Origin of the sequence: Solidesulfovibrio alcoholivorans DSM 5433 (genome assembly GCF_000702665.1) — a bacterium.
GTDB classification, from domain to species: Bacteria; Desulfobacterota; Desulfovibrionia; order Desulfovibrionales; family Desulfovibrionaceae; genus Solidesulfovibrio; species Solidesulfovibrio alcoholivorans.
Genome location: NZ_JNJA01000001.1, coordinates 204,366 through 229,335, shown reverse-complemented (window position 1 = coordinate 229,335; position 24,970 = coordinate 204,366). Strand labels below are relative to the sequence as shown.

Here is a 24,970-nt window from a genome sequence, read left to right as displayed (position 1 = left end):
ACACGGCTTGGGCGTTGCGTTATCGCAAATAGGCGGCAGTGGCAACCAACGGACCGGGACACGCAGGCCCGGCGCGTCGCCGGAGGTTCCCTTTCCCGGCGAGCTGGTGTAGGTTCCCGTGTTGTTGGGGACCTTCTGCTTTTACGACACGTGTTTTCGTAACAGTCTGAAATAGAACGATCAATTCCGCAGCCGCAACCGCGGCCGCCCTTTTTTTGCGACACCGCAACCGTAGGAACACCCGCCCATGACAAGCCTGCCCATGCCCGCCGACCTGCCCGAAGTCCCTGTCAACGCCAACGCCCAGGTGGTCCTGACCAAGCGCTACCTGCAAAAGGACCCGGAAGGCGCGCCCGTCGAGGACGCGCGCGTGCTGTTCTGGCGCGTGGCCGCCGCCATCGCCGCCGAGGAGGCCAAGTACGACAAGTCGCCGTATGCGCCGCAAGACCTGGCCCGCAAGTTCTACGACCTCATGACCGGCATGCGCTTCCTGCCCAACTCGCCCACGCTCATGAACGCCGGCGCGCCGCTCGGGCAGCTGGCCGCCTGCTTCGTGCTCCCGGTCGGCGATTCCATGGAGGAGATCTTCGACGCCGTGAAGTTCGCGGCGCTGATTCACAAGTCCGGCGGTGGCACGGGCTTTTCCTTTTCCCGGCTGCGTCCGAAGAAAAGCCGCGTGGGCTCGACCGGCGGCGTGGCCTCGGGGCCGGTGTCGTTCATGCGCATCTTCAACACCGCCACCGAGCAGGTCAAACAGGGCGGCACGCGGCGCGGCGCCAACATGGGCATCCTGCGCGTGGACCATCCCGACATCCTGGAATTCATCACCTGCAAGGAACGCGAAAACGAGCTGCAGAATTTCAACATCTCCGTGGCGCTGACCGAACGCTTCATGCAGGCCGTGGAAAAGGGCGAGGACTACGACCTGATCGATCCCCGCGACGGCAAGGTCGTCGGCAGGCAGAGCGCGGCCGAGGTGTTTGCGCTGCTCGTGCGCAAGGCCTGGGAATCCGGCGATCCCGGAATCGTGTTCATCGACCGCATCAACCGCGACAACCCCACCCCGGCGCTGGGGGCCATCGAGTCCACCAATCCCTGCGGCGAGCAGCCGCTTCTGCCCTACGAGGCCTGCAACCTGGGCTCGGTCAACCTGTCGGCGTTTCATGCCCCCGACGCCCCGGATGGCATCGACTGGAAGGGGCTGGCCGAAACCGTGCATCTGGCCGTGCGCTTCCTCGACAACGTCATCGACGCCTCGCGCTATCCGCTCGACCAGATCACCAAGATGGTCCACGCCAACCGTAAGATCGGGCTGGGCCTCATGGGGTTCGCCGACCTGCTGTTCCTGCTCGGCATCCCCTACGACAGTACCGAGGCCCTGGGTCTGGCCGAGAAGATCATGGAAACCATCCAGGCCGAGGCCCGTTCCGCCTCCAAGACCCTGGCCGCCGAACGCGGCCCCTTCCCGGCCTACGCGGAATCGGTCTTCGGCAAGCGCAACCTCGGGCCCTACCGCAACGCCACCACCACCACCATCGCCCCCACGGGCACGCTCTCCATCATCGCTGGCTGCTCGTCGGGCATCGAGCCGCTTTTCGCCCTGGCGTTCTCGCGCCACGTCATGGACGGCGAAAAGCTCGTGGAGGCCAATCCCCATTTCGTCGCGGCCATGAAGACGGCCGGGGCCTACTCCGAAAGCCTCATGGAGGAGGTCACGCGCAAGGGCTCCATCGCGCACATCGGCATGCTGCCCGAGGAACTGCGCGAGGTCTTCGTCACGGCCATGGACATCGAGCCGGTCTGGCACCTCAAGATGCAGGCCGCCTTCCAGAAATACACCGACAACGCCGTGTCGAAGACCGTCAACCTGCCAGGCGCCGCGACCAAGGAAGACATCCGGGAGATCTACTGGCTGGCTTACGAGCTCGGCTGCAAGGGCGTGACGGTCTACCGCGACGGCTGCAAGTCGAATCAGGTGCTGTGCACGGGCGACGGCGCGCCGGCCGATCCGGCCAAGCCGCAAAGCAAGGTGCGCGTGCGGCCGGACATCGTGTTCGGCTTCACCCAGAAGGTCAAAACAGGGCTGGGGGAACTCTACCTCACGGTCAACGAGGTGGACGGCAAGCCGTTCGAGGTCTTCGCCACCATCGGCAAGTCCGGCCGCTCGGTCACGGCCAAGGCCGAAGCCATCGGCCGACTGGTGTCGCTGGCCCTGCGCTCGGGCGTGAACGTGGCCGACATCGTGGGCCAGCTCAAGGGCATCGGCGGCGAAAACCCGGTATTTCAGAAAAAGGGCCTGCTGCTCTCCATCCCGGACGCCGTGTCCTGGGTACTGGAAAACCGCTATTTGCAAGGCCGCAAGGTCCTCGACGACACCGGCAACCTGGGCCATGCCCAATGCCCGGACTGCGGCGGGGAGCTGACCTTCGAGGAAGGCTGCCACGTGTGCAAGGCCTGCGGCTACACCAAGTGCGGCTGATGCCGCACGGCGGGCGGGCGCGTCCCGGGACGGCCGCTTTCGGCGGCCTAGTCCATTTCGATGCAGTCGTGGGGGCAGAAGGCCATGGCCCGCTCGATGTCCGCGGCCGGGGCCTCGGCGAGCAGGACCACGGGCTTTTCCGCGACCTCGTCCATGGCGAACAGTTCCGGGAGCATGCTGGCGCAAGCGCCGCAGCCGTTGCAGCAGACGGGATTGACACTGTAGGCGTGCAGGGGCGTCTCCATAGGTGGTCCTCGGTTTCGGTGGCGGTCGAGCCTCTTTCCATCTATGGTTCGCCCCTGGCTTGTCAACGCCGGAGCGAAACGTAAGCATGCGCTGCAACAAATGCGGGGCCCAGAGCCCCGACGCCACACGCTTTTGCCCTGTCTGCGGGCACAAGCTGCAATCCGACCGCCAGGCCGGCGAAAACGACGCCGGGGACGGCCCGGACGGACGTACGGAAAGGCCGCGGCTGCTCGATTTCCAGGGCTGGGCCCGGCCCGGCCGGGGGCTCGGACCCTATGTCGAGGCCAGCGTCCTGGCCCTGCTCCTGGCCGGGGCCGCCGTGGTCTGCCAGCTCGCGGACGTGCTCTGGCCGCTGTATCCGGCCGTGGCCCTGTGCGGCCTCGTTCTCTGGCTGCGCCGCCTGTAACGGCCGGCAGGCGGCGGGAAATCCTCGCGCAATCCCTGAAGGAATCCCCCATGCGACACAATATTCTCGACGTGCTTGCCGCAAGGCCGGTGCTGGCCGACGGCGCGATGGGGTCGCAGCTTGCGGCCCGGGGTCTTGCCACGCCCTGCCTCGACATCTGCAACATCGAAGCGCCCGATGCCGTGCGCGCCATCCACCAGGCGTACCTGGCCGCCGGCGCGGAAGTCATCGAGACCAACACGTTCGGGGCCAACCGCAGGAAGCTCGCGCGCTGCAACCAGGCGGACAGGACGCGGGAGATCAACCGCCAGGGCGCGCTGCTCGCCCGCGCCTGCGCCGGGTCGCGGGCCTTTGTTGCGGGCGCGATGGGGCCGGTCGGCCGGCTCGAGGACGAGGCGGAGTGGGACCGGGACGCCGTGGCCGCGCTCTACGCGGAACAGGCGCAGGCCCTGGCCGAGGGGGGCGCGGACCTGCTCATCCTCGAAACCTTCGCCGATCTCGAGCTCCTGCGCATCGCCCTCGGTGCGGTCAAGGCCGCGACGCCCCTGCCGGTCGCCGCGCAGATGGTGTTCGGCGCGGCAGGCTCGGACCTCGGCGGGCGCGACATCGCCGCCTGTTTTCGCCTGCTGCGCGAGGAGGGCGCGGACATCGTCGGCCTCAACTGCGGCATGGGGCCGCAAGGCGCCCGCGACATGCTGCGCGCGGCCGGCCCCCTGGAAGGGCCGGTTTCGGTTTTTCCCAACGCCGGATTCCCGGAACGCCGGGGCGACAGGCTCGTCTATCCGTCCTCGCCGGAATATTTCGCGGACATGCTCGTAGAGTGCGCGCAAAGCGGCGCTCGCCTGCTCGGCGGCTGCTGCGGCACCGGGCCGGAGCACATCCGCGCCCTGCACCGGCTGCTCGCCGCCGGCAAGGGCGCGGGACCCGGCGCGACGTCCCCTGCCGCGGCGCAGGCCGTCTCCGTGGCGCAGCCGCGCGAGGAAGAGGAAACGGCCACGGGCTTTGCCGCCAGGCTCGGCAGCGGGCGGCCGCTGTTCCTGGTGGAGCTCGATCCGCCCAAGCACCTGGACGTCGCCGCCGTGCTCGAGGGCGCGGACGCCCTGGCCCGGGCCGGCGTGGACGCCATTACGCTCGCGGAAAATCCCCTGGCCGCGCCGCGCCTGTCCAACATCGCCCTGGCCCAGCGCATCCGCGCGCGCTCGAATGTCGAGGTCATCGTCCACCTGACCGGCCGCGACCGCAACCTCATCGGCATGCAGTCCACGATCATGGGCCTATCCTGCCTCGGGCTGGACAACGTCCTGGCCGTCACGGGCGATCCGCCGTCCACGGGCGGCGAGGAGCGCCTGTCCGGGGTGTTCGACGTGCGCTCCTTCGAGCTGATCGCCCTGCTCGAGAGCTTCCGCCAGGGCCGCAACGCCCATGGCCAGGATATGCGCGCGGCGGCGAATTTCTGCATCGGCGCGGCGTTTAATCCCAACACCCGCAACCTCGCCATGCAGGTCAAGCGCCTTTCCCGCAAGGCGGCGCTCGGCGCGCGCTACTTCCTGACGCAGCCGGTCTATTCGAAGGAAAAGGTCGACGAGGTGATCGCGGCCGTCAAGGACGTGGCGCAGCCGATTTTCCTCGGCATCATGCCGCTGGTGAGCCTGCGCAACGCGGAGTTTCTGCACAACGAGTTCCCGGGCATCACCATCCCGGAACCCGTGTTCGCGCGGCTGCGCGAGGCCGGGGACGGGCAGGCGCAGGAGGGCCTCGAGATCGCCTGGGAGCTCATGGAATACGCGCTGCCGCATTTCGCCGGCATGTACGTCATCCCGCCGTTTAATCGCTACGCCCTGGCGCTGGAACTCCTCTCTCGGGCCAGGGCGGCGTCGCCGCGGTCGCGGTGACGCGCCGGCGCGCTACTGGCTGCCGCAGCAGCGCGCCGAGGTGAAGCGCGAGCAGGGGATGACGTCCACGAGCACGTTGACGCAGCCGCCGTTGTAGTCCTTGACGATGCGGCCCGAGGGCATGCGGCCGTGCCAGACGCGGCTGGTGAAGACGGCGAGGTCGCCATTGATCTGGACGTAGAATTCCGCGAATTCCTTGCCGAAAAAGCTGTTGAAGATATAGACGCCCTCGCGCACGCCGACGAAGCTGTACTTGTCCGGCGTCTTGCAGGTCAGTATCGCCAGGGCGCGTCGAAACGAGCAGACCAGCACGGCCTGTTCGTCGAATGCGGCCGCCGGCCGCGTAAGCGGTGGCACGCCGAGCAACACGCACGCCAGCACGAGCATCGCCAGCCGTTTCATGCAACCCTCCCCGGCGGCCTGAACCGCCCATACGCGCCTTTTCGTCGCGCTCCCGCATTCCTTTAGGGGACCAGTCCCCCTGTTGCCGTCCCGTACGATGCCGTCCGTATGTTCGGCGTCCATGGCGCACCTCGTAAACCGGAGGATTTCTTTTTGCATGTCCCGGCGCAGTGGGCAAGGCCGGTTCGCGACACCAAAAAGAAACGCCGCCCTTGCGGACGGCGTTTCCCGGATGTCTTGCCGCAAGCGGCCTAATCCAGCTCGTATTCGTTGCGCCAGTCGCCGGCGTCGGCGTATTCGGGCTGGTTTTCCTTGTTGAACAGGCAATCGCCGATGACCAGGTAGTCCATCTCCGTGCGCATGAAGCAGCGGTAGGCGTCGGCCGGGGTGCAGACGATGGGTTCGCCGCGCACGTTGAAGCTCGTGTTGACCACCACCGGGCAGCCGTGGCGGGCGTGAAACGTCTTGATGAGCTTGTGGTAGCGCGGGTTGGTCCGCTCGTGCACGGTCTGGATGCGCGCGGAGAAGTCCACGTGGGTGATGGCCGGCAGCTCGGAACGCGGCACGTAGAGGCGCTCGAACATGGGCATCTGCCAGTAGCCCTCGGGCAGGGCGCGGCGCAGTTTCTCGGCAACCGGGGCCACGAGCAGCATGTAGGGCGAGGGCCGGTCCTGCTCGAAGCACTCCGAGACGGCCTCGGCCAGCACCGACGGGGCGAAGGGCCGGAAGCCCTCGCGGTATTTGATCTTGAGGTTGAGCTTTTTCTGCATCTCCGGGTTTCGCGGGTCGCCCAGGATGCTGCGGTCGCCAAGCGCCCGGGGGCCGTATTCCATGCGGCCCTGGAACCAGCCCACGACCTTGCCGTCGGCCAGCAGGTCGGCGACCGTGGCGCACAGGGCGTCGAAGTCGTCGTACGGCGTGCAGGGCGCTTCGTTGCGCGAAGCCACGCGCAAGGCATCGCGGCGGGTGAATTCCGGGCCGAGGTAGGAGCCGGCCATGCGGTCGGCCGCGCCTGCGGGCAGGGGCGTGCGTTCGTTGCCGCCGCGCACGTGCCAGGCGGCGAGCGCCGCGCCGAGCGCGCCGCCGGCGTCGCCCGCGGCCGGCTGGATCCAGATGTCGTCAAAGACACCCGAGCGCAGCAGCTTGCCGTTGGCCACGCAGTTGAGCGCCACGCCGCCGGCCATGACGAGGTATTTCTCGCCGCTTAATTCCCGCGCCGTGCGCGCCAGGCGCATGACCACATCTTCGGTCACCTGCTGGATGGCCAGCGCCATGTCCATGTGCTCCTGGGCGAGCTCGGACTCGGCGGCACGTTTGGGCAGGCCGAAAAGCGCCTCGAACTTCGCGTCGCGGCACATGGTCAGGCCCGTGGCGTAGTCGAAGTAGGCCATGTTGAGGAGCAGGGAGCCGTCCGGGCGCAGGTCGACCAGTTCGTCGAGGATCTTGGCCTTGTAGGTCTCCACGCGCTCGGAGCCGTCGATGCCGTAGGGGGCCAGGCCCATGAGCTTGTATTCGCCGGAATTGACCTTGAAGCCGCAGTAGTAGGTGAAGGCGGAGTAGAGCAGGCCCAGCGAGTGCGGGAAGTCCAGCTCGCGCAGGAAGGTGATGTCCTTGCCGCGCCCCACGCCGATGGTCGTGGTGGACCATTCGCCCACGCCGTCGATGGTCAGGATGGCGGCGGCGTCGAAGGGCGAGGGGTAGAAGGCCGAGGCGGCGTGGGAGAGGTGGTGCTCGGGAAAAAGGATGCGCGGCTTGCCCTGGCCGAGCTTGGCCAGTTCCTCGCGCAGCATCTTTTTCATGAAGAGCTTTTCCTTGATCCACACCGGCATGGCGGACAGGAAACTGACCACGCCGCGCGGGGCGAAGCCGTGGTAGGTTTCCATGAGCCGCTCGAACTTGAGGTAGGGCTTGTCGTAAAAGGCGACGGACGCCAGTTCGGGCAAGCCGATGCCGGCTTCCTCCAGCACGTAGCGTGCGGCGTGCTCGGGAAACGACGCATCATGCTTCTTGCGGGTGAAGCGTTCCTCGTGGGCGGCGGCCACGATCTCGCCGTCGCGCAAAAGCGCGGCCGCGCTGTCGTGGTAGTAGGCGGATATCCCCAGGATGTATTCGGCCATGGGCGCGTCCGGCTAAAAGAGCGTATAGATGAAGGGCGCAACGGCCGTGCCGCTGGTCAGGACCACCAGGACGCCGAAAAGCAACAGCACGAGGATGATGGGCAGCAGCCAGAATTTTTTCCTGACCCGCAGAAAGCCCCAGAGTTCGCGTAAAAATTCCATGGTTCCTCCGTAAGGGAAATCGGCCGGCCGCATGCGCGGCGGCGGATCGGCGATGTTGGGGCGGCGTCGGCGCCGCCTTCCAGGGCGTGATGCGCCCTGCGCCCGTGAAGCGGGCGCACGATACTGCAATACGCCCGCAAGGCCAATGGCGGGCGCTTCGCCTGTCCCGTTTCGCGCGGGTCAGGTCAGAACGGCTGTTCGATGTCCGCGGCCACGAACCGGTGGTCCCGGACGCGGAACACGGAGTCCCCGCCTTTCTTGAATTGGCGCACGCGCATGGGGTCCTTGCCGAAAAGCGAGCGCAACACGCCCATGGGCGAAAGCACCAGATAGAAGATGAGCGAAAGCATGACCTTGGACATGACCGTGCCGAGGACTTGGGACAGGCCGAACCACAGCTTGGCCGCCGGCTTGAACAGCGCCGGCGCGATCATGTCCAGGAGCAGCAGCGCGGTGGCGATGGTCGCGTAGCGGATCTCCCGGGTGGCGAAAAAAACGATGAGCGCGATCAGGACGAGCGCCATGCCCGTGTCCTTGGCCTGCTCCTTGGTCGCGGAGAGCCAGAAGGATTTCTTGGCGCGCTTGTGTTCCAGTGAGGACATGCGGTGCGAACTCCGGATCGGGATTTGGGGATGGGTCGCATGGGATTTTGCGACAGGCTTCCCTAGCCCGCCCCGACGCCAGGCGTCAAGGCCGCCGGCCGATGGGCGGGCGCAGCGGATCGGAAACATGTGAATATTATAAAATCGATGCTGCTTTGTTATTTTCAGAAATTTTACGGCGATTATTTCAATGAAAAATAAGGCATGCTATGCTGGAAACACTGCGTCTTCCATGTTTGCGATATTTAGATATCCCGGGGGGTTGACATGACTATCAGACAGCGGGCGCTGCTCGTGGTGACGCTGGGGCCGCTTCTCACGGCGCTGGTTTGCTATTTCGTGGACATGCGCTTCATTACGGAATCCTACGACGCCGCCGTGTTGCAAGCCTCGCGCAGCGTGGTGTCCATGGCCGCAGCGGCCCGCTCCGAGATGGCCAAGAAGATGCATCAGGGAATCATTCGCCCCTTCGACCAGATCCCTCCGGACAAGCTCGTCGAGGCCGTGCCGGTCATCACGGCCATCAACATGGTCCGGGAGAAGGCCGCTGACCTCGGCTTTTCCTTTCGCGTGCCCAAGGAGCAGCCGCGCAATCCCCACAACGCCCCGACCCCCGAGGAGACGCGCGTGCTGCGCGAGATGGCGGCAAGGAATCTGACGGAAATGGTGGTCAAGGACGCCGACCACATCCGCTATTACCAGGCCATCCGCCTGAGCAAGGAATGCCTGTACTGCCACGGCGACGCCAAGGGCGAGCGCGACCCCGTGGGCGGCATCAAGGAAGGCTGGAAGGAAGGGGAACTGCACGGTGCGTTCGAGATCATCTCCTCCCTGGACGGGGCCAAGGCGGAAGCGCGGCAGGCCGCCATCATCACCGGCGGCGTCACCTTCGGCGTGATCGTCCTGGTCGTGGGCCTGGCTTGGTGGCGGCTCCAGTCGGATGTGCTGACGCCGCTCGGGAACCTGCGCGTTTACGCCAAGGCCGTGGCCGGCGGCGATCTCGCCGCAACGCCGCGCGGGACGTTCGTCCAGGAACTGGCGTCGGTCAGGAACGCCATCGCGGCCATGGTCACGTCGCTCAAGGACAAGATCCTGCTGGCCGACCGCAAGAGCGAGGAGGCGGACAAGGAGGCCGAGGCTGCCCGCCGCAGCGCCAGGATCGCCGAAGAGGCCATGCTGGCGGCCAAGCGGGCCAAGGCCGAGGGCATGCTCGAGGCCGCGGGAGAATTGCAGGACATCGTCGCGGTGGTCAATTCCGCTTCCGGGGAACTCTCGGCCCAGGTGGAGAGCTCGAGCAACGGCGCGGCCGAACAGGCCAAACGCCTGGAGAGCGCGGCCACGGCCATGGAAGAGATGAACGCCACGGTGCTCGAGGTGTCGAGGAACGCGGCCCAGGCCGCAAGCACCACGGACGCCGCCATGGAACGCGCCGCGGAAGGCTCCCGCGTCGTGGGCGAGGCCGTGGCCGGCATCAACAGGGTCAAGGAACTGGCCCTGGCGCTCAAGACCGACATGGACGCCCTGGGGCGGCAGGCGCAGGCCACGGGCTATATCCTGTCGGTCATTTCCGACATCGCCGACCAGACCAACCTGCTCGCGCTCAACGCCGCCATCGAGGCCGCCCGGGCCGGGGAAGCCGGGCGCGGCTTCGCCGTGGTCGCCGACGAGGTGCGCAAGCTCGCGGAAAAGACCATGGTCGCCACCAAGGAGGTGGACGCTGCCATCACCGGCATCCAGGACGGGGCGAAAAAGAACATGGGCAACGTGGACCAGGCCGCCTCCGCCATCGAGGACGCCACGGTCCTGTCGCGACAGTCCGGCGAGGCCCTGGCCGCCATCGTGGAGCTGATCCGGGCCGCGGCCGGCCAGGTGCGCGTCATCGCCACCGCGTCCGAGGAACAGTCCGCGACCAGCGAAGAGATCAACCACACCGTGGAGGACATCACCCGCATCGCCGCGGCCACTTCCGACGCCATGCGCCAGTCGGCCATCGCCATCGACGAACTGGCCGGCCAGATCGACGGCATAAGGCACCTGATCGACACGATGCGGCGCAACAACCAGGGGGCGGCGCTGGAGTGACGCGCGAGGCGTAAGGACGGCCGCGCCCCTGTTGTGGCGCGGCGGGCTCACTCTCCGTCGTCGTGACGGACGGTGCGCTGGCGCTTGACCGCGCCGCGCTGGCGTTTGCCTTCCAGGCGGCGCAGTTTCGAGGCCAGGGTGGCCCGGGTCTTGCGGCGGGGCGTGCGCGGGGTCAGGGCTTCGCGCAAAAGCGCCGCAAAGCGGTCCACGGCGAGTTCCTTGTTGGCGGACTGGCTGCGCGTGGACTGGGACACCACGCGCAGCACGCCGTCCTTGCCGATGCGCCCGGCGAGCGCCGCGCGCAGGCGCGTCTTTTGCGCCTCGGTCAGGCTCGGCGAGCCGTCGAGGTCAAAAAGCAGCGTCACCTTGGTGCTCACCTTGTTGACGTGCTGCCCGCCCGGACCGCCGGCCGTGGTGGCGGTGAAGCGCAACTCGTCCAGGAGCACGGCGACGCCGGGGAGGATGCAAAGCGTGGGTGCGTCCATGGCAACCTGCCGTCAGGAGCGGGTGGTGATGGTCAGGCGCGGCGCGGCGGCCTGGAGCCGTGAGACGAGGTCCGGCGGAAAGGCGGTGACGCCTGCGGCGGCAAGGGTCTCGTCGGCGCAGCCGTCGGGCCGGAAGGCCTGGATGACCCAGCGGTCGGCTCCGGCCGCGGCCAGTTCCCGGGCCAGGGACACGAGTTCGTCGGTATCGAGCAGGCCGGGATGCCAGGTGGTGCGCGCCTCGAAGGGGATGGCGCTGTCAAGCAGCAGGGCGAGGCTCGAAAAAGCCGCCTCGCCACCGCCCGTGCGCCCGGTGATGCGGTCGTAGGCCGCGCGCGGGGCCTTCACGTCGAGCCCCACCCAGTCGCAAAGCGGCAGCACGCGCGCCAGGGCGTCCGGGAACATGCCCGTGGTGTGCAGGCCCGTCTTGAAGCCGCGCTCCCGCACGGCGGCGAGCATCGCGGCAAGGCCTTCCTGGAGCGTGGGTTCGCCGCCGGAGAAAACCACGGCGTCGAGCAGTCCCCGGCGGCTTTCCAGCCAGGACAGTACCGAGGCCGCGTCGCGCTCGCCTTCCCCGCCGATCTTGCGCAGCGGTTCGTTGTGGCAGTAGGGGCAGCCCCAGGGGCAGCCCTGGCAGTAGATGACCGCTGCCAGGGCGTCCGGGAAGTCGAGGCTCGAAAGCGGCGTCACGCCGCCGATGGTCAGTCCGTCCATGCGTGGGAACCTTTGCGGCCCTTGGGGCGCGTGGGGGAAGTCATGCCCCTGGCCTGCCCGCCCTTGCCGCCGGCGTCAAGGGGCATGGCCGGCCGCGCGGCCGCGCTACGCGAACAGCGTGTCGCCGCTTGCGCCGCCAAGGCCCGGGTGGGTGTCGAAGCGCACCACGCCCACGGGAACCGGAACCGCCGCCGCGACCATGGCCGCGCCGGCATGGCCGAAGCCGCCGCACAGTTCGATGGCGGCAATGCCCTCGTTGGCCACCACGTCCTTGGCCACGGCCACCGCCTGTTCGTAGTCGCCGACGCCGACGGCCAACAGATGGACCTTGGGCGTCTTCACCCAGGCCCGGTCCACACCGGGGCCGGCTCCCGGGGCGACGAAGATGAACGCAGCCTTGAGCACCTGTTCCATGGTTTCTCTCCTTACACGGCGGCTGGGCGCGCGCCGGGGGCAAGGTCGCAGGGTTCGTTGAAGCAGACCCGCTCCTCGTATTCGCCCTGCTTGCCGGTGTTGAACGCCGATTTGGGCCGGTAGTAGCCCATGACGCGCGTCCAGATCTCGCAAGGCTGCTTACGGCCTTCGGCGGCGCAGTGCGGACAGGTCTGCTGTTCGCCGACGAGGTATCCGTGGATGTCGCAGATGGAAAACGTCGGCGTCACCGTCACATAGGGCAGGGCGAAGCGGGAAAGCGAACGGCGTACGAGGTTCTTGCAGGCTTCGGCGCTGGTGATGCGCTCGCCCATGTAGAGGTGGAGCACCGTGCCGCCGGTGTACTTGCGCTGGAGCTCCTCCTGGCGGGTGAGCGCCTCGAAGGGGTCGTCGGTGAAGCCGACGGGCAGCTGGGACGAGTTGGTGTAATACGGTTTGTCATCCGTTCCGGCCTGCAAAATGTCGGGGAACCGTTTACGGTCCTCGCGGGCGAAGCGGTAGGTCGTGCCCTCGGCCGGGGTGGCTTCCAGGTTGTAGAGGTGGCCGGTCTGCTCCTGGAACTCGGTCATGCGCTCGCGCACGTGGTCGAGCAGTTGCACGGCCAGGGCGTGGCCTTCCGGCGTGGTGATGTCGTGCGTGCCGGAGGTGAAGTTGCGCACCATTTCGTTGATGCCGTTGACGCCGATCGTCGAGAAGTGGTTGCGCAGGGTGCCGAGGTAGCGCTTGGTGTAGGGGAAGAGCCCGGCGTCCATGCGGCGGGTGATCTCCTTGCGCTTGATCTCGAGGCTCGTGCGCGCGATGCCGAGCAGGGCGTCGAGGCGGGAGACCAGGCCGTCCCAGTCGCCGCGGTGGAGGTAGCCCAGGCGCGCGCAGTTGATGGTGACCACGCCCACGGACCCGGTCTGTTCGGCGCTGCCGAAAAGCCCGTTGCCGCGCTTGAGCAGCTCGCGCAGGTCGAGCTGGAGCCGGCAGCACATGGAGCGCACCATGCCGGGCTCGAGGTCGGAATTGACGAAATTCTGGAAGTACGGAAGCCCGTACTTGGCCGTCATCTCGAACAGGATCTCCACGTTGGGCGATTCCCAGGGGAAATCCTTGGTGATGTTGTAGGTGGGGATGGGGAAGGTAAAAACGCGCCCCTTGGCGTCGCCGGCGGTCATGACCTCGATGTAGGCACGGTTGATCATGTCCATCTCGGCCTGCAGGTCGCCGTAGGTGAACGGCATTTCCTCGCCGCCGATGAGGGGATGCTGGGAAGCGAGGTCCTCGGGGCAGTTCCAGTCGAAGGTCAGGTTGGTAAAGGGCGTCTGCGTGCCCCAGCGCGAGGGGACGTTCAGGTTGTAGATCAGTTCCTGGATGGATTGGCGCACCTCTTCGTAGGACAGGTTGTCCTTGCGCAGAAACGGTGCCATGTAGGTGTCGAAGCTCGAAAACGCCTGCGCGCCGGCCCATTCGTTTTGCAGCGTGCCCAGGAAATTGACGATCTGCCCCACGGCGCTCGAGAGGTGTCTGGGCGGCTTGGCCTCGACCTTGCCGGGCACGCCGTTGAGGCCCTCTTGCAAGAGCGTTTTGAGGGACCAGCCGGCGCAGTAGCCGGAGAGCATGTCAAGGTCGTGGATGTGCAGGTCGCCTTCGCGGTGGGCCGCGCCGACTTCCGGCGGATAGACGTGGGAGAGCCAGTAGTTGGCCGTGACCTTGCCCGAGACGTTGAGGATGAGCCCGCCCAGCGAATAGCCCTGGTTGGCGTTGGCCGCGACGCGCCAGTCCTGGCGGTCGAGGTATTCGTTGACGGAGGCGGCCACGTCCACCACGGTCTTCTTGTCCTGGCGCAGGCGGGCGCGCTGTTCGCGGTAGACGGAGTAGGCGCGCATGGTGCGGAAGTGGTTGGCGGAAATGAGCGCCTGCTCGACCACGTCCTGGATGCGTTCGATGTCGGGGATCTGGCCGACGAAACGGTGGGCCAGGACCTTGACCACCTGCGCGGTAAGGAGCCTCGCCTCGTCGTCGCCGAAGTCGCCCGTGGCCGCGCCGGCGCGGCGGATGGCGGAGTGGATCTTGTCCGCGTCGAAGGTGACGACCTGCCCGTCGCGCTTGCGGATGCGCGCCGGAACGGCGGCGACGGCCGGACGTTTGTCCTGGGAATTGTCGGAATCGGTCTCGGGACGCACGACAGCAACGGCAAGATTGCCGTTTTCGGACGGCGAAAGCATGGACTGTCTCTCCCTGTTCGGAAATGGCGCGAGCGCGCCGTTGACGGATGCGATGGCCGCACGGCGCGCCTCTTGCGTCGTTGCGGCCGGGTCGCCCTCCCGCGAGGCACCCTTGACGCCGCCGGCTTGCGGCCGGCGGGCACTGGCAGGTCTTCGGGCTCGCGAACGGGCCGGCGAACATCGCCGGCGGCCTACTGCCCGCCGCTTCCCGGGCATGCGCCCAGTGCTTCATGGCGGGGGTCGTTTTCGCTTACCGCTGCGGGGCAGCTCCGGAGTCGCACCGGATTCCCTCTTGCCGTTCCCCCGCTCCTCCCCGATGCGGGCGAACACCAGCGCAGAACCACTGTATGGGAAAAGGGCAAGTCGGTGTCAACGACGGGCCGGCCGGGAGGGCGTCGCTTCACTCCTTCGGGGAATGCAGCGGGATATCCAGTCGCGGAAAGGTGTTGAAGGCATTTGGAACACGCTGCCGTTTTCTTGCGTGCTCTGAGAACATCCTGATAAAATTAAAAAACTAATTTTATCCTATTTATCCGATAAAATTTTACGCCAACCCTTCGGATTTTTTCCGTCAAGCCCCCGGACCCAAAAACTCGTCCGCTCCCGTCCCAACCTTCGCGGACCCCTCACCCCCCATTCGGGAGGTCCAGGAGGGGCCGTCGCCCCTCCTGGCCGCCGGAGGCATCTTCTCTTCCTCTCGCTTCTACTCTTCCTCTCGCTTCTACTTGTAATCCTTGTCCGCCGCCTTCACGGCCTGCACAAGGCGCATGAAGTCGACGCCTGCCTGGTGCATGTGGGTGTAGTGCTCGGCGTAGTCGATATCGATGCCGGACATGGACTGGGCGACGCGGATGTCGTCGAGGAAGCGGGAAAGGGTGGTCGGATCGGGGGTGTCGCCGTACTGGCGGGCGATGGCGTCGAGGATGAGGGCGCGGATTTCTGCAACCTTTTCCGGGCGCAGCCGGGCCAGGATGGCGTCGAGGGTGGGGTTATTGTCCAAGGTAGGCCTTCTTTATGTCGGTGTTTTCGCGCATGCGCTCGGCCGAGTCCTCCATGACCACGGTCCCGGTTTCGAGGACGTAGGCCCGGTCGGCGAGCCTCAGCGCGATGTTGGCGTTTTGTTCCACGAGGAGGATGGTCATGCCGCGCTCCTCGTTGACGTTCTTGATGATGCGGAAGATGTGCTGCGAGATCATGGGGGAAAGCCCGAGCGACGGCTCGTCGAGGAGCAGCATCTTCGGGCGGCTCATGAGCGCCCGGGCGATGGCGAGCATCTGCTGCTCGCCGCCGGAGAGCGTGCCGCCGTGCTGCTTGCGCCGTTCGAAGAGCACCGGGAAAAGCCGGAAGACCATGCCGAGGTCGGCTTCGATCTCGTCGACGTCGCGGCGGAAAAACGCGCCCATGTCCAGGTTCTCGCGCACGGTCAGGCGGGGGAAGATGCGCCGGCCTTCGGGCACCTGGCACAGGCCGCGCTCGGGCAGCAGGTCCGCGCGCGTGTCGCGGATCGACTCTCCCATGTAGCGCACGTCGCCGGCACTTGCCATGACGATGCCGCAGATGGTCATGAGCGTGGTGGACTTGCCCGCGCCGTTGGCGCCGATGATGGTGACGATCTCGCCCTCGTCCACATGCAGGGACACGTCGCGCAGGGCCTGGATGCGGCCGTAGTGGGCGCACACGCCCGTAAGTTCGAGGATGGCGGCCACGGCTACTCCGAATCGTCCGAACGTTTGCCCAGGCGCGCCGCCGGCCACAGTCCGGCCGGACGCACCAGCATCATCAGGGCCATGGCCCCGCCGAAAGCCAGCATGCGGTAGAGCTCGAATTCCCGAAACACCTCCGGCAGCGCGACCAGGGCCAGCGCGCCGAGGATGACGCCCGGGATGGAGCCCATGCCGCCCAAAACGACCATGGCGAGCACCATGGCCGACTCGATGAAGGTGAAGCTCTCGGGGCTGACGAAGCGCATGCGCGCCGCGAAAAAGGCTCCGGCCAGCCCGCCGAAGACCGCGCCCAGGGCGTAGGCCAGGAGCTTGAAGCGGAAGGTGTCCACGCCCATGAGCTCGGCCGCGGTCTCGTCCTCGCGGATGGCCTCGAAGGCGCGGCCGATGCGGGAGAAATTGATGCGATAGACGGCGATGACCGTGAACACGGCCAGGGCGAGGATGACGTAGTAGAGGTATTCGAGTTTTCTGAGCAGCAGGTATTCGAAGGAAAAGGAGCCGTCGGCAAAGGTCGGCACGTAGAGGCCCGGGGCCTTGATGCCGAGGATGCCGTTGGGGCCGCCGGTCAGGGCCATCCAGTTGTTGAGCACGATGCGCACGATCTCGCCGAACCCGAGCGTGACGATGGCCAGGTAGTCGCCGCGCATGCGCAGGGTCGGGTAGCCGATGACGCAGCCGGCCGCGGCGGCGAACAGCGCGCAGATGGGCAGGCAGACCCAGAACGGCATGGCGTAATGCACGGAGAGCAGCGCGTAGGTGTACGCGCCGACGCCGTAGAAGGCGATGTAGCCGAGGTCGAGCAGGCCGCACAGCCCGACGACCACATTGAGCCCCAGGCCCAGGCAGATATAGACCAGGACGTTTATGGCCACATCCTGGGCGTAGCGGTTGGTGAGCATGGGGTAGGCCAGGGCGAAGGCGGCCAGGGGCACGTAGAACATCCAGCGCGGCGCGCGCGAAAGCGTGTGCAGAGCGGCGTCGCGGGACTTGGCCAGGGGCGTGAGCACCGGGTCGAGGACGCCCCGCTTGCCCAGGCGGTAGAGCACGAAGCAGACGGTGGCGGCCACGGCCACGCGCAGCCAGACCAGGAAGGATTTCTCGAAGTGCAGGCCGCCGTCGCGGATGCCCATCAGCGGCCACAGCAGCAGGTAGAACCAGGCCAGGCCCAGCCCGAAGTACAGCCAGGACTTCCTAGACCCGCGTGTCATCGACGTTTTCTCCCATGATGCCGGTGGGCATGAAATAGAGCACGAGAATGAGGATGACGAAAGCGAACACGTCCTTGTACTCGCCGCCGTGGGGGATGTAGGCCGCGGCCAGGATCTCCACCATGCCGATGATGAAGCCGCCGATCATGGCGCCGGTGATGTTGCCGATGCCGCCGAGCACGGCCGCGGCAAAGGCCTTGATGCCGGGCACGAAGCCCATGTCGTAGCGCACCGAGCCGTAGTACATGCCGACCATGATGCCGGCGGCCGCGGCCAGGGCCGCGCCGATGGCGAAGGTGGTGCTGATCACCTTGTCGGAGTGGATGCCGACCAGGGCGGACATGACCTTGTCCTGGGCCGTGGCGCGCATGGCCTTGCCGATGCGCGTCTTGAAGACCAGGGCATTGAGCAGAAACAGCAGCAGGGCGGTGACGGCGATGATGCCGATCTGCATGTAGCTGACGCGCACGCCCCAGGCCTCGAAGCCGCCGTGGGTGAACTCCGTAGGGTAGGCCTTGTCGTAGACGCCCTGGGTGAGCATGAGGCCGTTTTGGAGAAAGATGGACATGCCGAGCGCCGAGAGGAGCACGGACAGGCGCGAGGACTGGCGCAGGGGCTTGTAGGCCACCTTTTCCACGGCCATGGCCAGCATGGCGCAGTAGCCCATGGCCAGGATCAGGGCGAAGGCCAGGCCGAACCAGGGATGGGCGTCCATGAGCCCCTGGGAGGCCATGTAGCTTAAAAGGATCACGCCCATGTAGCCGCCGGCCGCGAAAATTTCGCCGTGGGCGAAGTTGATCAGCGAAATGATGCCGTAGACCATGGTGTAGCCGAGCGCCACTAGGGCGTAGACGCCGCCGAGGGTCAGGCCGTTTATGAGCTGCTGAATGAGGTATTCCATGCCGTCCGCGCTTTTGCGGGGGGAAGGCCGGGCCTTCCCCCCGGGGTGGGGTAGCCGATTAGTACTTTTTGCCGGTCTGCGGGTCCCAGTAGTTGACGAACTTGCCGTCCTTGACCACGCGGATGACGTAGTTGGAGCCGGACTCGCCATTGGGCTGGAACTTGATCTTCTTGGACGCGCCGTCCATGTTCATCTTGAGCAGCTCGGCCTTGATCTTGGCCGGGTCCGTGGATTTGGCGGCCTTGATGGCGGACAGCAGCGAGTAGGCGGCATCGTAGGAGTAGGCCGAATACGCGCCGGGCTTGCCGTACTTCTCGTAGGCGGCCTGGAACTTCTTGTAGGCCGGGGTGGCGTCGTCGATGTAGCCGAAGGTCAGGTACATGCCCTCGGCGGCGTCCTTGGCGATTTCCATCAGCTGCGGGTGGTACACGGCGTCCTGGCCGATGATGGCGGCCTTGACGCCGGCGCGCTTGGCCTGGATGAGCATGAGCGCCCCGGAGGCGGAGTTCTGCAGGCTCATGTAGAAGACGTCGGGGTTGGCTTCCTTGATCTTGGTCAGCACCGCGGAGAAGTCCTTGTCGCCCTGGTTGACGTGGTCATGCTCGATGACCTTGACGCCTTCCTTGGCCGCCAGCTTTTCGACGTTGTCGGCCAGGCCCTGGGAGTAGGTGGTCTTGTCGTCCACGATGAAGATGGTCTTGCCCCCCAGCACGTCCTTGATGAACTTCATGGCGGCGATGGACTGGTCGTCGTCGCGGCCGCAGACGCGGAACATGTAGGGCAGGCCGCGCTCGGTGACCTTCTCCGAGGTGGAGGCCGGGGTCAGCATGGGGATGTCGGCCTCGGACAGGGCTTCGGAGGCCGGAATGGTGGCCGAGGAGCAGTAGGCGCCGACGACGCCGACGACCTTCTCGTTGACCAGCTTGTTGGCGGCGGCCACGGCCTGGCGGGGATCGCAGGCGGTGTCCTCGGCGAACAGTTCGATCTTGTCGTAGCCCGGGATGCCGCCTTCCTTCTCGATGACCGCGATGGCCGCGCGCGCGCCGTTGGCGATGTCGTTGCCGTCCGCGGCGTAGGAGCCGGTCAAGGGGCTCATGCTGCCGATTTTGAGGGTCTTGGCCGTGGCCGTGCCGGCCATGGCGAGACAAATGGCCAGGGCCGTGAGGATGATGCTTCTCGTCTTCATGTTCCGCAAACCTCCTGTGTCCTTGGTCTCGCCCCCCTTGCCGCGACGGTGCGGCCATGCGGGCGTATTCGCGGCTGCGCCGTCACCCGTCGGCTTCGGAGCCCAGGTAGGCTTCGATGACCTGCGGGTTGGCCCGGACCTCGTCCGGGCTGCCCTGGCAGATGCACACCCCGTGGTCGAGGACCACCAGGCGGTGGCTGACATTCATCACCACGCTCATGTCGTGCTCGACCAGGAGCACGTTTTTGCCCGTGGCGGCGATGCGGGCGATGGTCTCCATGAGCTCCCGGCTCTCCGAGGGGTTGAGCCCGGCGGCGGGTTCGTCGAGGAGCAGGGTTTTCGGGTCCGAGCCCAGCGCCCGGGCGATCTCCAGCCGGCGTTGCAGGCCGTAGGGCATGTTCTTCGCCACGGTGTCGGCATGGCTGTCGAGGCCCACGAAGGCCAGGGCCTCCAGGGCCCGCTCGCGCACGGCCCGTTCCTCGCGCCGCTGGGTAGGGGTGCGCAGCACCGCGCCGAGCACCGAGGCGCGCGTGCGGCAGTGCCGGGCGACCATGACGTTTTCGAGCGCGGTCATGGCCGTGAACAGGCGGATGTTCTGGAAGGTGCGGGCGATGCCCCGGGCCAGGATGTGGTGGGGCCGCAGCCCGGACAGCGGCGCGCCGTCGTAGGTCACCTGGCCGCCGGAGATTTTGTAGACGCCTGTGATGACGTTGAAAACCGTGGTCTTGCCCGCGCCGTTGGGGCCAATGAGGCTGAGGATCTCGCCCGGGCGCAGATCGAAGGACACTTCCGTGAGGGCTTGCAGGCCCCCGAAGTGGACGCTGACGTCGGAGAGACACAAGTGAGCCATGGAACAGGGTTCTTACGAAAAAATCCGACAAAAAACAAAGGGAAACTTGCCGCGGCTGGCAACGGCGGCACACGTCTGCGCGGGGGCGTCGAGGCGGAGGTGATTAAGACGAACTTGCCGATTTTGTTAAAAAATAATGACGCAACTCCGGCCGTGGGACCGATTGTCGGAGGTGTCGGGTCGGGAAAACGGGCCAAACGATCGTCGCCTTTTTTTCAGTGACAAAAAAAACTGTTCGGTTGCGGGGGGAAATGGCGACACATCGACGGTGGTGCGCGACGCCCTCGCCTTTTTCGCACCGGCTGAGGCCGGGCCCCGGGCACGCCGGTTGCATGGCTCATGTCGGAGGATCGGCGCATGCAGGCAGTCATCCGCATCGCACTGCTGGCGAGTCTCGGGCTCATCCTCGGCGGCTGCGCCTTTTCCGGGGGCGGCCGCGAGCCGTCGCCCCTGGTCCCGGGACGGGGTACGGTGGTGGACACGGCCCGCTCCCAGATCGGCGTCCCCTACCGCAGCGCCGGGCAGTCGCCGGACACGGGCTTCGACTGTTCCGGCTTCGTCCAGTGGGTCTATGCGCGCCACGGCGTGCGCCTGCCCCGGCGCACGGACGACCAGCTCCGCGTCGGCCGGCCGGTGTCCAAGGCCGACCTGCGGCCGGGCGATCTGGTCTTTTTCATGCCCTCGGCAAAATCCTCGAGCCTGCACGTGGGCATCTTCGACGGTCACGGCGGATTCATCCACAGCCCCTCCCCGGGCGGCCGGGTGCGCGAGGATACCCTCATGGCCCCGTACTGGCGCACGAGCTATTATGCCGCCAACCGTGTCCTCTCGCCCTGACCCCGGCCGGCGCGGCCTTTGACAGGCGGGACGATTTCTTTTTAACAAATCGAGAAAGTGAAACAGCCTGTCGCCGCCGCGCCGTGCGCCGTCAGGCCCGACCCGCGCCGCGCGCGGTCAATCCCGGATGTCCCCATGCGCGGAGCCTCCCTTCGGGTCAAGATCAACCTCGCCATCTTTCTCGCCTTCCTGGCCGCGGCCGCGGCCTTCGGCGGCGTGCTCTCCTATTACATGGGCACCCGCCAGGAGGCCGCCCAGAGCAGGACCCGGCTCCTGCTCGGCACCCTGGCCGCCCACCGCCTGGAAGCCCTGGGTCCCATGCTGGGCAGCCGCGACGCCCGCGGCAAGGCCCTGGAAATCATGAACCGCCTCGTGCGGGTGGACGGCGTGGTCGAGGCCTCGTTGTTCGGCGCGCACGGCGAGCTGCTGGCCACGGCCGGCGAGGTCCGGCCCGGCCCCCTGACCGGCGACGACGGTGGGCCGGGACTGCCCGGCCGGCGCATCTTTTCGGTCTCCACCGACGAGGAAGGCAAGATCTTCGCCTCCCTGGTCGAGCCCGTGTCGGACGGGGAGCAAACGCTCGGCTACCTGCGCCTGCGCTACTCCCTGCGGGAAATCACCGAACTCAACCAGCACACGTGGTTCGTGTTCGCCCTGGCCGTGGTCGGAGCCTACGTGCTTCTGGCCGCGCTGCTCAATCTCATGCTCCACCTGTTCGTGCTGCATCCCGTGGACGAGATGCGCCAGGGGCTCGAGGCCGTGCACGCGGGCCGGCTCGACGTCGCGTTGCCCGTGGGCTCCCGGGACGCCCTGGGGCGCATGGCCATGGCGTTTAACGCCATGGCGGCGCGACTTAAGGAAACGAGCGAATCCCTTGCCCGCAGCCAGGCCGAAGTCGAGGAGAACCGCCTTCTTTTGGCCAGGCGTGTGGACGAGCGCACGGCGGAGCTGGCCCTGGCCAACGAGCGCCTCACGGACGAAATCGTGGCGCGCAAGGACGCCGAGTCCCGGCAGGAGCGCGCCCTGGCGCTGCACAAGGCCATCCTGGAGTCCAAGACGGAAGGGGTGTTGTGCGTCGGCCTCGGCGGCGACCGGGAGGTCCTGGCCGTCAACGCCCGCTTCCTGGAACTGTGGCGGCTGCCCGGGGACTGGCTTACGCAGGAGCGGCCCCGGCGCGTGGCCCTGGTGCTCGGCAAGCTCGCCGCGCCGCAGGCGAGCGAGGAGGCCTACGAAAAGCTCATGGCCGAGCCCCGTCGCCAGGACGTGGCCGTGCTTGCGCTGCGCGACGGGCGTTTTTTCGAGCGCCGCAGCGGCCCCATCCTCCAGGGCGAGTCCTGCATCGGCCGGGTGTTTTCCTACGTGGACGTGACCGAGGAGAAGAAACGCCAGGACGCCGTGGAGCGCGAAAAAAACCGCGCCGAGGACGCAAGCAAGGCCAAGGGCGCGTTTCTGGCCGTCATGAGCCACGAGATCCGCACGCCGCTCAACGTCGTCATCGGCCTGACCGAGGAACTGCTGTCCGGGCCGGCTTCCGAGTCCCAGCGCGGCCATCTGCGCTCCGTGCGGGAGGCCGCCGCCCATCTGCTCGGTGTGGTCAACGACGTGTTGGATTTTTCCAAGATCGAGGCGGGCAAGCTCGTGCTCGAACGCGGCGAGGTGGACCTGCGCCGCCTGCTCGACGGCGTGGTCGCCGTCTTCGCCCACGAAGCCGCCCAGAAGGGGCTGGCCTTCACGGCCGCCGTGGACGACGACGTGCCCGCCGTGCTGCTCGGCGATGCGGGCCGGCTGCGCCAGATCCTCGTCAACCTGACGGCCAACGCCCTCAAGTTCACCGCGGCCGGCGCGGTGTCCGTGCGCGTGTCCCTGGCCGCGAAGATGCCGGGTGCGCCGGAAGACGGGCGCACGGCGCTCGCGCTGCGCGTGACCGACACCGGGCCCGGCATGGACGCGGCGGAGTGCGCGCGGCTGTTTCAGGACTTCGAGCAGGGCGCGGCCTCCACCTCCCGGCGCTTCGGCGGCACGGGGCTGGGGCTTGCCATCGCCAAGGGTCTTGCCGTGCGCATGGGCGGGGATCTCACGGTCGAAAGCCGCCTCGGCGAGGGCAGCGCGTTCACCTGCACGGTGCGGCTTGCGCCCGCCGGCGGAAACGCCGTGGCCGCGCCGGCCCCGGCTCCCCCCCCGGCTGCGGCCGTGCACGAGCCGCTGCGCATCCTTCTCGTCGAGGACAATGCGCTCAACGCCGCCGTGGCAAGGCTGCACATGGGCCGCATGGGCCATGAACTGACCGTGGCGGCCTCGGCGCGCGAGGCCTGGGAAATCCTTGCCCGGGAGCGCTTCGATGTGGTGCTCATGGACATCGAGATGCCCGAAGTGGACGGCATCACGGCCGCGCGGACCATCCGGGCCGGCGGGCCGGAAGACGCCCCGGTTTTCGACCCGGACGTGCCCATCATCGCGGTTACGGCCCACGCCCTGGAGGACATGCGCCAGGAATGCCTGGAGGCGGGCATGAACGGCTTCGTGTCCAAGCCGATCAATTTCCAGGTGCTGCGCGACGCCCTCGACGCCGCGGCGCGCCACGACGGCGGGGCTGCGGCCGCGCCGGCCGCGCGTCCCGTGTCGGTCGACGCGCTGTTCGACCCCGATACGGCCCGGCAGGGCATGGACATCGACCGGGAGCAGTTCCTGGATCTGTGCCGGGTGAGTTTCGAGGAGGGTACGCGCCGCCTGGCCGCGTGCCGGGAGGCCATGGCCGCCGGGGATATGGCGCGGGCGATCATCGACGCGCACACCCTCAAGGGCACGGCCGCGACGCTTGGCGCGTATTCCTGTCGCGAGCGGGCCAGGGCCCTGGAAAAGGCCCTGCGCACCGGCGATGCGGACGCGGCCGGCAAGGCCCACGTGGCCCTTTCCGACCTGTGGCGCGAGCTCGGCCCGGCGTTTGCCGTCTGGCTCGCCGGTCAGGAAGGCAGGGGCGACGCCTGAGGCCCGTATTCCGTCAGCCGGCGAAAAAGCGGGCCGCGGCCACGATGGCCATGCCGAGTGCCACCGGCCCGAAAAAGCCCCGCGTGCGCACGGCCAGGGCGAACGCGGCCAGCCCCGCCCAGAGGATGAAATTGCCGGGCCCGGGCGCCAGCCGTCCCTCGGGCATGAGGAGCGCCGGCACGGCCAGGGCGGCCAGCACCGCCGCCGGCACGTGGGCCAGGAAGCGTTGGGCCGCGGGCGGCAGCGTCCGGCCGGCCAGGAAGAGCAGCGGCCCCGAACGCGTGGCGTAGGTGACCGCGCCCATGGCGCAGATGGTCAGGAAGATCGTTTCCTGCGAGTCCATGTCTCCACTCCCATGCCGCAGGCCGCGCCGAGCAGGCCTGCCGTCAACGTGCCGAGGCCCGATGCGCCGGCCGCCGCCGCCGCCAGGGACAACCCCCCGCCGGCCACGGCCGCAGCGGCCTGGGACGGCGTGCGCAGCTGCCCGGCGAGAAGCGCCAGGAACATGCCCGGCAGGGCGAAATCGAGCGCCAGGGCCTTGCCGTCGCCGAGCGCGTCGCCCGCGGCGACGCCGAGCGCCGTGCCGGCGACCCAGGACGCCTGCGCCAGGACGTTTGCGGCGAAGGTGAGGGCCTTGTCGCGGTCGCCCCGGCCGAACCGGGCGGCGTGCAGGGCGAAGGTCTCGTCCGTGAGCTCGAAGGCGAAGGCCGCGAGCTCACGCTTGCGCCAGCCCGACACCGACGGGGCCACGGCCGCGGAAAAAAGCAGGTGGCGCAGGTTGACCACGAACGTCGTGGCCACGATGGACAGCGCCGACGCGCCGGCCGCGAAAAAGCCCACGGCCACGAGCTGGGCCGAGCCGGCGTAGACGAGCAGCGACATGGCCAGGACGTTGAGCGCGCTAAGCCCGGCCTTGCCGGCGAGCACGCCATAGGCCATACCCACCGGGACGTAGCCCATGGCGATGGGCGCGACGCGGGCCAGGGCCTCGCGCCAGAGCGCCCGCGCGCCGGGCGCGGCTAGGGGCGAGCCGGACACGGGGGCCTTTTTCCC

General features: G+C 67.5%; 23 protein-coding genes and 1 riboswitch. Of the genes, 6 read left to right on the top strand and 17 right to left on the bottom strand.

Annotated elements, in window-relative coordinates; genetic code table 11:
• Window positions 1-247: 247 nt before the first annotated feature.
• Window positions 248-2,479 (top strand): vitamin B12-dependent ribonucleotide reductase, encoded by a 2,232-nt coding sequence (locus tag Q368_RS0100995; protein ID WP_029456870.1) that lies wholly within the window; start codon window positions 248-250, stop codon window positions 2,477-2,479.
• A gap of 47 nt (window positions 2,480-2,526) precedes the next feature.
• On the opposite strand, the gene Q368_RS0100990 is transcribed toward Q368_RS0100995, so the two are convergent.
• Window positions 2,527-2,724 (bottom strand): ferredoxin, encoded by a 198-nt coding sequence (locus Q368_RS0100990; RefSeq protein ID WP_029456869.1) that lies wholly within the window; start codon window positions 2,722-2,724, stop codon window positions 2,527-2,529.
• Between the two features lie 86 nt (window positions 2,725-2,810).
• Here Q368_RS0100990 and Q368_RS0100985 point away from each other — a divergent pair, with 86 nt between their 5' ends.
• Complete coding sequence (locus Q368_RS0100985; protein ID WP_029456868.1) at window positions 2,811-3,131, top strand: zinc-ribbon domain-containing protein; 321 nt, start codon at window positions 2,811-2,813, stop codon at window positions 3,129-3,131.
• Between the two features lie 50 nt (window positions 3,132-3,181).
• Window positions 3,182-5,023: a bifunctional homocysteine S-methyltransferase/methylenetetrahydrofolate reductase gene (locus tag Q368_RS0100980; protein ID WP_029456867.1), complete on the top strand. Its 1,842-nt coding sequence runs from the start codon at window positions 3,182-3,184 to the stop codon at window positions 5,021-5,023.
• 12 nt (window positions 5,024-5,035) lie between these two features.
• On the opposite strand, the gene Q368_RS0100975 is transcribed toward Q368_RS0100980, so the two are convergent.
• The 4 genes from Q368_RS0100975 to Q368_RS0100960 form a co-directional block, all read right to left on the bottom strand.
• A complete protein-coding gene (locus Q368_RS0100975; protein WP_029456866.1) occupies window positions 5,036-5,425 on the bottom strand; it encodes a hypothetical protein in 390 nt (129 codons plus the stop codon).
• A 251-nt stretch (window positions 5,426-5,676) separates the two neighbouring features.
• Window positions 5,677-7,542 carry a carbamoyltransferase family protein gene (locus Q368_RS0100970; protein ID WP_029456865.1) on the bottom strand — a complete coding sequence of 622 codons (1,866 nt, stop codon included), beginning with the start codon at window positions 7,540-7,542 and terminating at the stop codon, window positions 5,677-5,679.
• 12 nt (window positions 7,543-7,554) lie between these two features.
• Window positions 7,555-7,704, bottom strand: a complete 150-nt coding sequence (locus tag Q368_RS26560) for a DUF5989 family protein (RefSeq protein WP_005995311.1) — start codon at window positions 7,702-7,704, stop codon at window positions 7,555-7,557.
• A gap of 185 nt (window positions 7,705-7,889) precedes the next feature.
• On the bottom strand, window positions 7,890-8,306 hold the full coding sequence (locus tag Q368_RS0100960; RefSeq protein ID WP_029456864.1) for an SxtJ family membrane protein: 417 nt from the start codon (window positions 8,304-8,306) through the stop codon (window positions 7,890-7,892).
• Window positions 8,307-8,573: 267 nt separating this feature from the next.
• Between Q368_RS0100960 and Q368_RS22815 the strand changes: the two genes are divergently transcribed.
• Window positions 8,574-10,388 (top strand): methyl-accepting chemotaxis protein, encoded by a 1,815-nt coding sequence (locus tag Q368_RS22815; protein ID WP_043784661.1) that lies wholly within the window; start codon window positions 8,574-8,576, stop codon window positions 10,386-10,388.
• Between the two features lie 47 nt (window positions 10,389-10,435).
• Here Q368_RS22815 and arfB read toward each other — a convergent pair whose 3' ends face one another.
• The 10 genes from arfB to Q368_RS0100905 form a co-directional block, all read right to left on the bottom strand.
• Window positions 10,436-10,873, bottom strand: a complete 438-nt coding sequence (gene arfB / locus Q368_RS0100950) for an alternative ribosome rescue aminoacyl-tRNA hydrolase ArfB (protein ID WP_029456862.1) — start codon at window positions 10,871-10,873, stop codon at window positions 10,436-10,438.
• 12 nt (window positions 10,874-10,885) lie between these two features.
• Window positions 10,886-11,584, bottom strand: a complete 699-nt coding sequence (locus Q368_RS0100945; protein ID WP_029456861.1) for an anaerobic ribonucleoside-triphosphate reductase activating protein — start codon at window positions 11,582-11,584, stop codon at window positions 10,886-10,888.
• A 105-nt stretch (window positions 11,585-11,689) separates the two neighbouring features.
• Window positions 11,690-11,998, bottom strand: a complete 309-nt coding sequence (locus Q368_RS0100940; protein ID WP_029456860.1) for a DUF6506 family protein — start codon at window positions 11,996-11,998, stop codon at window positions 11,690-11,692.
• Between the two features lie 11 nt (window positions 11,999-12,009).
• A complete protein-coding gene (locus Q368_RS0100935) occupies window positions 12,010-14,226 on the bottom strand; it encodes a ribonucleoside triphosphate reductase (RefSeq protein ID WP_029456859.1) in 2,217 nt (738 codons plus the stop codon).
• A gap of 127 nt (window positions 14,227-14,353) precedes the next feature.
• Window positions 14,354-14,575: riboswitch (cobalamin riboswitch) on the bottom strand.
• A 372-nt stretch (window positions 14,576-14,947) separates the two neighbouring features.
• Window positions 14,948-15,226, bottom strand: coding sequence for a hypothetical protein (locus Q368_RS0100930; RefSeq protein WP_029456858.1), 279 nt, complete (start codon window positions 15,224-15,226; stop codon window positions 14,948-14,950).
• On the bottom strand, window positions 15,216-15,932 hold the full coding sequence (locus Q368_RS0100925; protein ID WP_029456857.1) for an ABC transporter ATP-binding protein: 717 nt from the start codon (window positions 15,930-15,932) through the stop codon (window positions 15,216-15,218). The genes Q368_RS0100930 and Q368_RS0100925 overlap by 11 nt, the downstream gene beginning before the upstream one ends.
• A gap of 2 nt (window positions 15,933-15,934) precedes the next feature.
• Window positions 15,935-17,158 carry a high-affinity branched-chain amino acid ABC transporter permease LivM gene (gene livM / locus Q368_RS0100920; RefSeq protein ID WP_029456856.1) on the bottom strand — a complete coding sequence of 408 codons (1,224 nt, stop codon included), beginning with the start codon at window positions 17,156-17,158 and terminating at the stop codon, window positions 15,935-15,937.
• The gene (locus Q368_RS0100915) at window positions 17,142-18,059 is read right to left on the bottom strand and encodes a branched-chain amino acid ABC transporter permease (RefSeq protein WP_029456855.1); all 918 of its coding nucleotides are present in this window, start codon (window positions 18,057-18,059) and stop codon (window positions 17,142-17,144) included. Before Q368_RS0100915 ends, livM begins: the two co-directional genes overlap by 17 nt.
• 58 nt (window positions 18,060-18,117) lie before the next feature.
• The gene (locus Q368_RS0100910) at window positions 18,118-19,245 is read right to left on the bottom strand and encodes a branched-chain amino acid ABC transporter substrate-binding protein (protein WP_029456854.1); all 1,128 of its coding nucleotides are present in this window, start codon (window positions 19,243-19,245) and stop codon (window positions 18,118-18,120) included.
• 82 nt (window positions 19,246-19,327) lie between these two features.
• Complete coding sequence (locus Q368_RS0100905) at window positions 19,328-20,095, bottom strand: ABC transporter ATP-binding protein (RefSeq protein ID WP_029456853.1); 768 nt, start codon at window positions 20,093-20,095, stop codon at window positions 19,328-19,330.
• A 357-nt stretch (window positions 20,096-20,452) separates the two neighbouring features.
• On the opposite strand from Q368_RS0100905, the gene Q368_RS0100900 reads away from it, so the two are divergent.
• Together Q368_RS0100900 and Q368_RS0100895 are read left to right on the top strand one after the other, a co-directional pair.
• Window positions 20,453-20,932, top strand: coding sequence for a C40 family peptidase (locus Q368_RS0100900; RefSeq protein ID WP_029456852.1), 480 nt, complete (start codon window positions 20,453-20,455; stop codon window positions 20,930-20,932).
• A 135-nt stretch (window positions 20,933-21,067) separates the two neighbouring features.
• A complete protein-coding gene (locus tag Q368_RS0100895) occupies window positions 21,068-23,917 on the top strand; it encodes an ATP-binding protein (RefSeq protein ID WP_029456851.1) in 2,850 nt (949 codons plus the stop codon).
• Between the two features lie 13 nt (window positions 23,918-23,930).
• On the opposite strand, the gene Q368_RS0100890 is transcribed toward Q368_RS0100895, so the two are convergent.
• Entirely contained in the window at window positions 23,931-24,260 is a 330-nt protein-coding gene (locus Q368_RS0100890; protein WP_029456850.1) for an AzlD domain-containing protein, read from the bottom strand.
• Entirely contained in the window at window positions 24,233-24,955 is a 723-nt protein-coding gene (locus tag Q368_RS0100885; protein ID WP_029456849.1) for an AzlC family ABC transporter permease, read from the bottom strand. The genes Q368_RS0100890 and Q368_RS0100885 overlap by 28 nt, the downstream gene beginning before the upstream one ends.
• Between the last annotated feature and the right edge of the window lie 15 nt (window positions 24,956-24,970).

Bases quoted from the DNA above. Each gene is read 5' to 3' on its own strand.
- Q368_RS0100940 (WP_029456860.1), bottom strand. From the start codon at position 11,998: ATGGAACAGGTGCTCAAGGCTGCGTTCATCTTCGTCGCCCCGGGAGCC.
- Q368_RS0100905 (WP_029456853.1), bottom strand. From the start codon at position 20,095: ATGGCTCACTTGTGTCTCTCCGACGTCAGCGTCCACTTCGGGGGCCTG.
- Q368_RS26560 (WP_005995311.1), bottom strand. From the start codon at position 7,704: ATGGAATTTTTACGCGAACTCTGGGGCTTTCTGCGGGTCAGGAAAAAA.
- Q368_RS22815 (WP_043784661.1), top strand. From the start codon at position 8,574: ATGACTATCAGACAGCGGGCGCTGCTCGTGGTGACGCTGGGGCCGCTT.
- Q368_RS0100960 (WP_029456864.1), bottom strand. From the start codon at position 8,306: ATGTCCTCACTGGAACACAAGCGCGCCAAGAAATCCTTCTGGCTCTCC.
- Q368_RS0100975 (WP_029456866.1), bottom strand. From the start codon at position 5,425: ATGAAACGGCTGGCGATGCTCGTGCTGGCGTGCGTGTTGCTCGGCGTG.
- Q368_RS0100970 (WP_029456865.1), bottom strand. From the start codon at position 7,542: ATGGCCGAATACATCCTGGGGATATCCGCCTACTACCACGACAGCGCG.
- Q368_RS0100985 (WP_029456868.1), top strand. From the start codon at position 2,811: ATGCGCTGCAACAAATGCGGGGCCCAGAGCCCCGACGCCACACGCTTT.
- Q368_RS0100915 (WP_029456855.1), bottom strand. From the start codon at position 18,059: ATGGAATACCTCATTCAGCAGCTCATAAACGGCCTGACCCTCGGCGGC.
- Q368_RS0100935 (WP_029456859.1), bottom strand. From the start codon at position 14,226: ATGCTTTCGCCGTCCGAAAACGGCAATCTTGCCGTTGCTGTCGTGCGT.
- Q368_RS0100990 (WP_029456869.1), bottom strand. From the start codon at position 2,724: ATGGAGACGCCCCTGCACGCCTACAGTGTCAATCCCGTCTGCTGCAAC.
- Q368_RS0100980 (WP_029456867.1), top strand. From the start codon at position 3,182: ATGCGACACAATATTCTCGACGTGCTTGCCGCAAGGCCGGTGCTGGCC.
- Q368_RS0100890 (WP_029456850.1), bottom strand. From the start codon at position 24,260: ATGGACTCGCAGGAAACGATCTTCCTGACCATCTGCGCCATGGGCGCG.
- Q368_RS0100900 (WP_029456852.1), top strand. From the start codon at position 20,453: ATGCAGGCAGTCATCCGCATCGCACTGCTGGCGAGTCTCGGGCTCATC.
- Q368_RS0100895 (WP_029456851.1), top strand. From the start codon at position 21,068: ATGCGCGGAGCCTCCCTTCGGGTCAAGATCAACCTCGCCATCTTTCTC.
- Q368_RS0100945 (WP_029456861.1), bottom strand. From the start codon at position 11,584: ATGGACGGACTGACCATCGGCGGCGTGACGCCGCTTTCGAGCCTCGAC.
- Q368_RS0100910 (WP_029456854.1), bottom strand. From the start codon at position 19,245: ATGAAGACGAGAAGCATCATCCTCACGGCCCTGGCCATTTGTCTCGCC.
- arfB (WP_029456862.1), bottom strand. From the start codon at position 10,873: ATGGACGCACCCACGCTTTGCATCCTCCCCGGCGTCGCCGTGCTCCTG.
- Q368_RS0100995 (WP_029456870.1), top strand. From the start codon at position 248: ATGACAAGCCTGCCCATGCCCGCCGACCTGCCCGAAGTCCCTGTCAAC.
- livM (WP_029456856.1), bottom strand. From the start codon at position 17,158: ATGACACGCGGGTCTAGGAAGTCCTGGCTGTACTTCGGGCTGGGCCTG.